The sequence below is a fragment of the Skermanella aerolata KACC 11604 genome (genome assembly GCF_000936425.1).
Lineage (GTDB): Bacteria > Pseudomonadota > Alphaproteobacteria > Azospirillales > Azospirillaceae > Skermanella > Skermanella aerolata.
Window position 1 is genome coordinate 1 of record NZ_AVFK01000098.1, and the last position, 9,143, is coordinate 9,143.

The 9,143-nt window shown below is 65.9% G+C and carries 7 protein-coding genes and 1 pseudogene; 4 read left to right on the top strand and 4 right to left on the bottom strand.

The window, feature by feature from the left end; translation table 11 throughout:
- A partial coding sequence (locus N826_RS37620; RefSeq protein WP_044437615.1) for a DUF808 family protein occupies positions 1-584 on the bottom strand: 584 nt, incomplete at its 3' end.
- A gap of 289 nt (positions 585-873) precedes the next feature.
- Positions 874-1,902 (bottom strand): sensor histidine kinase, encoded by a 1,029-nt coding sequence (locus N826_RS41100; RefSeq protein WP_052832769.1) that lies wholly within the window; start codon positions 1,900-1,902, stop codon positions 874-876.
- A gap of 218 nt (positions 1,903-2,120) precedes the next feature.
- On the opposite strand from N826_RS41100, the gene N826_RS41105 reads away from it, so the two are divergent.
- From N826_RS41105 to N826_RS41390, 3 genes are all read left to right on the top strand, one after another.
- The gene (locus N826_RS41105; RefSeq protein WP_052832770.1) at positions 2,121-2,546 is read left to right on the top strand and encodes a response regulator; all 426 of its coding nucleotides are present in this window, start codon (positions 2,121-2,123) and stop codon (positions 2,544-2,546) included.
- Positions 2,547-2,679: 133 nt separating this feature from the next.
- On the top strand, positions 2,680-2,940 hold the full coding sequence (locus N826_RS43965) for a hypothetical protein (RefSeq protein ID WP_147041341.1): 261 nt from the start codon (positions 2,680-2,682) through the stop codon (positions 2,938-2,940).
- Positions 2,937-6,206: a PAS domain-containing protein gene (locus N826_RS41390; RefSeq protein ID WP_044437616.1), complete on the top strand. Its 3,270-nt coding sequence runs from the start codon at positions 2,937-2,939 to the stop codon at positions 6,204-6,206. The genes N826_RS43965 and N826_RS41390 overlap by 4 nt, the downstream gene beginning before the upstream one ends.
- 23 nt (positions 6,207-6,229) lie before the next feature.
- Here N826_RS41390 and N826_RS37640 read toward each other — a convergent pair whose 3' ends face one another.
- Together N826_RS37640 and N826_RS45590 are read right to left on the bottom strand one after the other, a co-directional pair.
- Positions 6,230-6,598, bottom strand: coding sequence for a response regulator (locus N826_RS37640; protein WP_044437620.1), 369 nt, complete (start codon positions 6,596-6,598; stop codon positions 6,230-6,232).
- A gap of 243 nt (positions 6,599-6,841) precedes the next feature.
- Positions 6,842-6,973 (bottom strand): annotated as a pseudogene (locus tag N826_RS45590) (methyl-accepting chemotaxis protein); the annotation flags it as partial.
- 633 nt (positions 6,974-7,606) lie between these two features.
- Here N826_RS45590 and N826_RS37650 point away from each other — a divergent pair.
- Positions 7,607-8,818 (top strand): hypothetical protein, encoded by a 1,212-nt coding sequence (locus N826_RS37650; RefSeq protein ID WP_063772377.1) that lies wholly within the window; start codon positions 7,607-7,609, stop codon positions 8,816-8,818.
- The last annotated feature ends 325 nt before the right edge of the window (positions 8,819-9,143 follow it).

The following is a 9,143-nucleotide window of genomic DNA, read 5'->3' on the forward strand; positions in this document are numbered from 1 at the left end:
AGGGCCACCGCACCGTAAACCACCACGGTGACGCCGATTGCCACGATGGCCAGAACGAACGCCTGGGTCCAGAACGAGGACGTCTCGGCGGCCACCGTCGACAGGGTGATCGCCATGATTTCGGCCGACAGGATCAGATCGGTCTGGATGGCGCCGCGCACCCTCCGCTCCTCCAGCTCGGCGGGGGTTCCCGCCGCCTCCGCTCCGTCCTCGCTATGGTCGTCATGTGGGCGGATCGTCTCGTAGACTTTTTCCGCTCCCTCGTAGCACAGGAAGGCGCCGCCCAGCATGAGCAGCGGCGTGATCGCCCAGGGTGCGATCAGGCTGAGCGCCAGCGCCGCCGGCAGCAGGTAGAACATTTTGTTCCTGAGGGATCCCAGCGCGATCCTGCCGATGATCGGTAGCTCGCGGTCCGCCGCGAAGCCGACGACGTAGCGCGGCGTGACCGCGGCATCGTCGACCACGATGCCGGCGGCCTTGACGCCCGCCCGGGTGGCCTGGGCGGCGGCATCGTCCAGCGATGCTGCGGCAACCTTGGCCAATCCGACGACATCATCGAGGAGGGCAATCAGTCCGGTGCTCAAAGGAGGGGCTCCTGCCTGTGCTGCTATGAATCTGCAGTCCAACACCCGGTACACCGATCCAGCACCGCAATAAATGACGGCGTTGCACATCGGAGCGATAGCTGACTTTTGCCGACCGGAGGGGTGGGCGTGAAGGTTTCTGAGCTGAGGCCGGCCGGGAGGGGGGGCAGTGGCATGAAGGGAACACCGCGGCGGAAGCCTTCTGACTACGGTCAGGACCAGCTGGCGCGAGGATTGGCCAAGAGTCGGAGGACCCGCATTTCTGATCCACTTCCTGACCCGCGGCGTCTCAGCGATAGGGAAAGCGAATCCTGAAACAGGTGCCGTCGCAGACTTCGAGCGACAATGTTCCCTCAAGCTGCTCGACGATCGACCGGACGATTGTCATGCCGAGATGACCGTCGCGAACCAGGTCGATGCCGTCGGCTACCCCAACACCGTCGTCGGCGACGCGGAGCTTCGTGTGCTCTCCATCGTCCTGGACAGCGACGGCGATGGTTCCCTCCGCCCGCCCGGCAAAGGCGTACTTGCAGGCGTTGGTGAACAGCTCGTTGACCACAAGGCCGATCCGGAGCACGTCGTCGGCCGGCAGGACCGGATTGTCCCCGGTCACGCACCAGGTAATCCCGCTGCCCGTCGGAAGGAGATGGGCGGCGAGTTCGGCCAGGAGGTCGCGCAGGTAGTCGCCCGCAGCGATGCTTGTGACCTCAGTTGCCTGGTACAGGTGACGGTGGACCTGCGCCACCGACTGAATGCGCCCATGTGCTTCCTGAAGCTGGTTTCGGACTGCCGGATTGTCGACGAAACGCGCCTGCAGCTCGAGCAGGGTCATGGCGGTCTGCAGCGAGTTCTTGACGCGGTGGCTCATCTTGCGGATCAGCACGTCCTTCTGCCGCAGTGCCGCCACCCGTGACGTGATGTCGCGGACGATCCCGACCAGTCGGACCGGCGTGCGACCGCCCGGGGTGTCGGCGAACACGCCCTGACCGGCGGCACTGACCCAGATCACCGCGCCGTCGGTACGGACCAGCCGCATCTCGCAGGCATACAGGCCGTCGCGGCCCGGATCCAGGGCCGCCCCGACCGCCGCCAGTGCCCGCTCCCGATCCTCCGGGTGCAGCAGGGCGCCGAAGCTGTCGAAGGTTTCCTGCTGACCAGAAGGCAGACCCGTCATCTCCCGCAGGCGCGGGTTCCAGTGCCAGCAGTCGCCCGCCACATCGTAGTCGAAGGTTCCCAGCTTCGCCGCCTCAACCGCGACTTTGAGCAGGACAGGATCGAACTCATCGGAGCTGTTGCCGGAAGCCTTGTCGCTGTCCATGCTGTTCCTGCCAGGCACTCAAACTACCTTTCCAGGGTTTCGCCGCCCTGCTGAACTGTCCAGCATAAAGTAAGGCCGACACATCGAACTTTTTACTTATGACTCCAGCAGAAAATGCAACACTATGTCGGTGAAAGCCTTGATCAAAGCATTAAAGTGAACGATGCACAGTAATATAGTTGTTTCAGGACAGGATTTGCTGAGTGGAAGGCAGGCGTATGCGCATCCTTATCGTTGAGGACGAAGCCATCATTGCCCTGTGCATTGGGCTGACGCTCCAGGAGGCGGGTCATGAGATCATGGGACCGGTGGCGTGCCTGGATGCGTCCTTGAGGCTGGCTGAGCGGATGGTCCCGGACCTGGCACTGATCGACATCGGTCTCGACAGGGGCGGCAGCGGGATAGAGGTGGCACGGGCCCTGCTGAAGCGGTGGCGCGTGATGTCGATCTATGTCAGCGCCCGGAGTTCGCGGGCCCACACCAGCACGAACGTAGCAGTCGGGTGCCTGAATAAGCCTTTCGCAACACAGAGCCTGATCGGCACGGTCGAGGTCGCCCGGGCTCTGCAGCAGGGCAACATTCCTGCCAGCTTGCCGGAAGGACTGGACCTGTTCCACGCGCCGCCCCGGTACGCTGCCGACTGAAGATGAGCCCTCCCACCACACCCATTACCGCGTGAGCAGGGTCTGCAACTCCGACATCGCTGTTGCGTGATCCGTGCTGCTCCCCTAGCTGTTTTGATCAGCAACATGACATTTCAGCCCGGAGCCGCTCGCCATGCCCATCAGTCAAGTTCGTATCCCGGTGGCGGAGCCGACTTCTGCCGTGTCTGCCGGTGCGCCGGGGTTTGGCGATGCTGTCCGGGTCATGTGGATAGGGCGCATGGTTTGCCGGATCCCGCCGACCAGTAAGGAACCGGCGAGCTGCGATACGGAGATCGGCACTCCAGGCGGCATCGACAGGATCACGCCTGCCGGCGCCGGACAGGACCTCCGGGTCGGGCGGAGTGCCGTCGGCAGGATGGCGGGTGCCTCGTGAGCGACGTCACGGGAGACTGGATCTTGTCTGATTTTCCCGCTGCCGACCATGGGCTCGGCGCGCTGATCCGCCGCCACAAGTGGTCGGAAACCGCCCTGGGCACCCCGGCAACCTGGCCGCAGCCGCTGAGAACGCTGGTCGAGGTGATGCTCGGCTCCAGCCAGCCGATGTTCGTCGCCTGGGGGCCGGAGCGCACGCTCCTCTACAACGACGCCTACGCTCCCATCCTGGCCACCAAGCACCCGGACGCTCTCGGCCGATCCTTCCTCGACGTGTGGCATGAGATCCGCGACGACCTCGTGCCGATCGTCGACCAGGCCTTTGCCGGTCAGCCGGTGCAGATGGACAACATTGCCCTCGTCATGCAGCGCAACGGCTATCCCGAGGAAACGCATTTCGCCTTCTCCTACACACCGGTGCGGGACAAGGCCGGTGCGGTGGCCGGTCTGTTCTGCGCCTGCCAGGAAATTACCGGCCAGGTGCTCGCCGAGCGGCAGCTCCGCGACGGTGAGGCGCGGCTGCGCGGTGTTGTGGACGGCATGGACGAGAGCTTCGCTCTGCTCGATCATGACTTTCGCATCCTCGACGTCAACGACGAAGCCATGCGCCTGGAAACGCGGCCGCGCGCGGCGATCGTCGGCCGGACGCACTGGGATGCCTATCCCGGATCCGAGCACAGCGAACTCGGAAGCCTGTACAGGCGGGCGATGACCGAGCGGGTGCCGGTCGCTCTCGAACACCGCCATGTCTGGGAGGATGGACGTGCCGCCTGGCTCAGCATGCGTGCCTACCCGGTGGCCGACGGCCTCGCCATTTTCTACCGCGATGTCACCGAGCGCCGACGGGCGGAGAAGCGCGAGCGTGAACGCGTGAAGCGGGCGCGGGAGGATGCTGAGTGCGTGCAGCTCGCGCTCGATGCCGGCGCCATCGTCGGGACCTGGATCTGGGACCTGCCGACCGACCACTTCACGGCCGACGAGCGCTTTGCCCGCTCCTTCGGGCTCGATGCCGGGCTGTGCCGGCGGGGCCTCGGGATCAGGCAGGTCATGGCCTCGATCCACCCGGACGATCACCGGCGCGTTGCCGAGGCCATTGCCGAGGTTCGGGGCCGGGGCGGGCCTTACCGCTGCCAGTACTGCGTACGCCAGCACGACGGTGCCTATCGCTGGATCGAGGCCAATGGCCGCGTCGAGCTTGCCGCCGATGGAACGTCGCTGCGCTTCCCCGGAGTTCTCCTCGACATCGACGAGCGGCGCGGCGCCGACGCGGCTCTGCATGAGACCGGGGAACGCTACCGGCTGGCGGCCCGGGCGACCAACGACGCGATCTGGGACTGGCGCATAGCCGACGGTCACGTCATCTGGAATGAAGCACTCGGCACGCTGTTCGGCTACCCGGACACCGGTACGACGGCCCAGTGGTGGCTCGACCACATTCATGCTGACGATCGTGCCCGCATCGACCGCGACATCCATGCGGTGATCGAGGGCAGCGGCGCCGGCTGGAACGCCGAGTACCGCTTCCGTCGTGCCGATGGTTCGTACGCCGACATCCTCGACCGCGGCTTCGTGCTGCGCGATGAGGACGGCCGGGCGGTGCGCATGATCGGCGCGATGCTCGACCTGACCGAGCGCAAGCGCGCCGAGGCGGCGGTGCACGAGAGCGAGGAGCGGGCGCGCCTCGCCGTCGAGGCCGCCGATATCGGCATCTGGGACCTTGATGTCGGCACCGGAGAGCTGCGCTGGGACGCCCGCACCCGGGCGCTGTTCGGCCTTTCCGCCCGTGCACCGGTCAGCTACCAGGGCAGCTTCCTGGCCGGCCTCCATCCGGATGACAGTGCCGATGTCCAGGCTGCCATCGCTGCGGCGCTCGCTCCGGAGGGACCGGGCGAGTTCCAGATGGACTACCGCACCCTCGGCCTTGAGGACGGCGTCGAGCGCTGGATCGCCGCCCGCGGACGCACGGTGGTGCGGCATGGCCGCGTTGTCCGCTTCATCGGCACCGTCATCGACGTCACCGGGAGGCGGCGTTCGGAGGACCAGCTGCGCGAGCTGAATGAAAACCTCGAGGCCCGTGTCGCCGAACGCACCGCCGAGCTCAACCAGGCGCACGAGGCGCTGCGGCAATCTCAGAAGATGGAGGCGGTCGGTCAGCTGACCGGCGGCATCGCCCACGACTTCAACAACATGCTGGCGGTGGTGATCGGCTCGCTCGACCTGCTCGGGCGCCGGCTCGGGAGCGCCGACCCGCGCGTGCGGCGCTACGTCGACAATGCCCTGGAGGGCGCCCGGCGGGCGGCGGTGCTGACCCAGCGGCTGCTGGCCTTCTCGCGCCAGCAGCCGCTGCGCCCCGAGCCGGTCGACGCCAACAGGCTGGTGGCCGGCATGTCGGACCTGCTGCGCCACGCGCTGGGCGCCGACATCCGGCTGGAGACGGTGCTGGCCGGCGGCCTGTGGCGCAGCCACGCCGATCCCAACCAGCTCAAGAACACCATCCTCAACCTGGCGGTCAACGCCCGCGATGCCATGCCGGGGGGCGGCCGGCTGACGATCGAGACCCAGAACGCCCATCTCGATGCGCGCTACGCCACCGCCCATCCCGGTGTGGTGGCCGGCCAGTACGTCCTGGTCGCGGTGACCGACACCGGCACCGGCATGGCCGCCGAGGTGGTCACCCGGGCGTTCGATCCGTTCTTCACCACCAAGGAAGTTGGCCGCGGTACCGGCCTGGGGCTGTCCCAGGTCTACGGCTTCGTCAAGCAGTCGGACGGCCACGTCAAGATCTACTCCGAGCCCGGCCAGGGCACCACGGTCAAGGTCTACCTGCCCCGGCTGATCGGCGCGGAGCACGACGTGGCGGCCGAGCGGCAGGATGCCGAAGTGCCGCTGGGCGACCGGCGGGAAGTCGTGCTGGTGGTCGAGGACGAGCCGACGGTGCGCGAGTTCAGCGTCGACGCCCTGACCGAGCTGGGCTACCGCGTGCTCGAGGCCGACGGCGCCGCGGCGGCGCTGCGCCTGCTCGAGGCTCATCCGGACATCGTTCTGCTGTTCACCGACATCGTGATGCCCGACATCAACGGCCGCAAGCTGGCCGACGAGGCGCTGCGGCGGCGTCCGGAGCTGAAGGTGCTGTTCACCACCGGCTACACGCGCAACGCCGTGGTCCACAACGGCGTGCTCGATCCCGGCGTCGAGCTGATCGGCAAGCCGTTCACGCTCGAGGAGCTGGCGGCAAAAGTGCGTGCGGTACTGGATGACCAGGGCTGAGGCCGGGGAGAGCGGAGCCTCGATCAGGAGGGTGTGCCGACCACGCGCTCGAGTGCGCTCAGGTCATAGGGCTTGGAAAGATACGACCAGCCCCCGGGCCGGACGTTGATGTAGCCGGACACCAGCACGATGCGCAGGTGCGGCCGCAGGCGGGCAGCGATCTCGGCCAGGTCCGGACCGGTCATGCCGGGCATGCGGCAGTCGCTGAACAGCAGGTCGATGTCGGCACGCTCCCGCAGCCTGGCCAGCGCTTCGGCTCCGCTGCCGGCCTCGAGCACCTCGAAGCCGAGGTCCTCGAACATCTCGACCGCGTTCATGCGCACCAGTGCCTCGTCGTCGACGACGAGCACAACACCCCGTGCCCTGGTGGCGGATGCGGGTTGGTCATCCACAATGATATCGGCGATCAAGACGGTTCTCCCTGGTCAAGCAACTGGGTAACGCTGCGGGTAACCGTTTTGCACCATCCTGAGAACAGCATTCCGCTTTTCGAGGATCCTGGGGCGGCACCCTGACGGTTACTCTGAACATGTGTAGCTCTGCGCTTCCCGCGGCAGACTGATCAAAGGGAGGTGTGGAGGTGCCGATGACCTGGATATCGGCCAAGGTCCTGTTGGTCACAACCTGCATGAAGGCTGCGCCGGGATCTCATCTTCAGCAGTGGCTGTCTGGATGGCCAGGTTCCTGATCTCGCTCGCCATCACGGTAAAGCCCTTGCCGGCTTCGCCGGCCCGGGCCGCCCGGACCGTGGCGTTGAACGCCAGCAGCAGTGCCGCCAGGTAGAGCCCGGCCGTGGGCCAGAAGGTGGCGATGCGCGATGGCTCCAGGGTCAGGGCATGGCCAAGCAACGCCGCGCCGAGGTAGGCGAGGCTGAACAGCGCCGCCGCGGCAGCGACGTGGCGCGGTGACGCTCCCGGCGGACGGCCAGCCGACTGCCCGCTGCTGTGGTGGATCAGGATCGCTGAGTCGCTGGTCACGGGTTGTTCCTTCCGATCAGGTGGAGCCGCGTGTCCGATACTGCCGGCCGCTTCGCCCTCACGCAGGTCCGGTCATCAGCATAATACATAAGCGCCGGGACTACCTCCCGGATGCTAAGCGGAAGAAAAGACTCCAGAGCCCATCAGGCTTGCCCCCTGAACGCCCTTGCTCGATCCGTAAATAATCCCTAGCCTTTCGATACATCATGGGAAGACTGTTACGTTCAGGATCATAACATAGTTGTGCCGGGATTGGAGACGAGCAGCCACAGCGGCAGCTAATCCGCTTACAGTATAACAAACATTACAGATATTGACTGAACAGGATCTCCGCTTCTCGATTTTTCCCAGCCCGGGCGTAGCCCGCATCATCAGCGCCCCGGCTGAATGCTCCTCAGCTTTAAAGCCACTGGACTTACCATAATGATTATTGAACCTTCTGCGGCGGCGGCTGTCCGCCGCCAGGCCGGGCCTGGCTTGGCCTTTTTCACGCTCCTGTTCCTGGCATCGTCGGCCGAGGCCCATGTCAAATGGTTTGCCGCCTATGCCGTGGCGGAGTCGCCGCGCCCGCCCAGCGGCACCCTGGACAGTCCCTGGTTCTGGCTTGCCCTCAGCCTGGTCCTCGTGTTCTTCATCGGCGCCTCGGCTCTTGAGCGGGGCAGCCGGGGCAGCGGCATTCTTGAGCGGATTGACCGCTGGACCGCGCCGCTGTGGTCGCGCGCCGACGATTTCGTCCGGGTGACGGTCGGCGCTTTCTTCGTCGCTCTTTTCTCGGTAGGCGGCGTTTACCTCACGCCGGAACTGAGAACATCTTCGGAGTGGGTATCCTGGGCGCAGCTGCTGATCGGCGCCCTGATCTTCTCGCGCCGGACCATGCCGCTTGCCGCGCTCGGCATCATAGCTCTGTGGCTTCTGGCGCTGCGGGACTACGGCCTCTTTCACATGCTCGACTACCTGGCGCTCGGGGTCGGAGTGGCGGGCTATCTTGCCCTTGAGCCGTTCGCTGGATGGCGCCGGCACCGGTTCACCCTCCTGCGCGGGGCTGTCGCCATCGCGCTGATGTGGTCGAGTCTGGAGAAGTTCGCCTTCACCGGGTGGTTCTACCCGCTGATCGCGGAGAAGCCGTACCTGACCCTCGGCCTGCCGGCGGACGCTTTCATTCAAATGACCGGCGTCGCCGAGTTCACCCTCGGCGTCGGGCTGATCTGGACGCCGCTGGTGAGGCGCTTCTCGGCGCTGGCCCTTCTAGTAATCTTCACTGCAGCCGTTTACCCCTTCGGCCGCATCGACCTGATCGGTCATGGCCTGCTCATGACCATGATGGTCACGATTGCCGCCGATCCGACGCGCGAGATCAGGATGGTCCCGGCGGTACGCCGCACCGTGGCCGGCATCCCTGCCGGCATCACCGCGGCACTTGTCGTGTTTTCCCTGGCCTACTGGGGGATGCATGCAGCACTTTACGGCACAGCCGGAGGGGTCAAAACGCATCTCCAGCAGGCTGCCCTGAACCTCATCCCTGCCGCCGCTGATGCGGATCGGAGAACCGCACTGATCCTCGTCGGCGCGGCGACACCGCACTCCCATCTGGCAGAAAACCCTGACCCTGCAGGGAGCAGGGAGCATCGCCACTGAGAGTGCGGGAAAGAAGTCGAGCAACATCCGCGAGGCGGTGCGCCTGTGAGAACCCCGCAACCGATGTCACGCACAGGTCCACATCGATCCAGCAGCCGATCTATGCGGACGCTGGGCTGCCCGGCACCACAGGCCTGATAGGCAGGCGCCGGGGTCCGGGGCGCGCTGGACAACAGGTGGTGCATTCAGGCCGCACTGGACCTTTGGCCGGAGTGCCCGATGATGCTGGCCATGAACTTCTGGTACGGTGCGCTGTTCGCCGTATCCAGGGCCAATCGCAGATCGTCAGACCCAGCTTCGACAACCCGGAAGCCGACCGAGATGC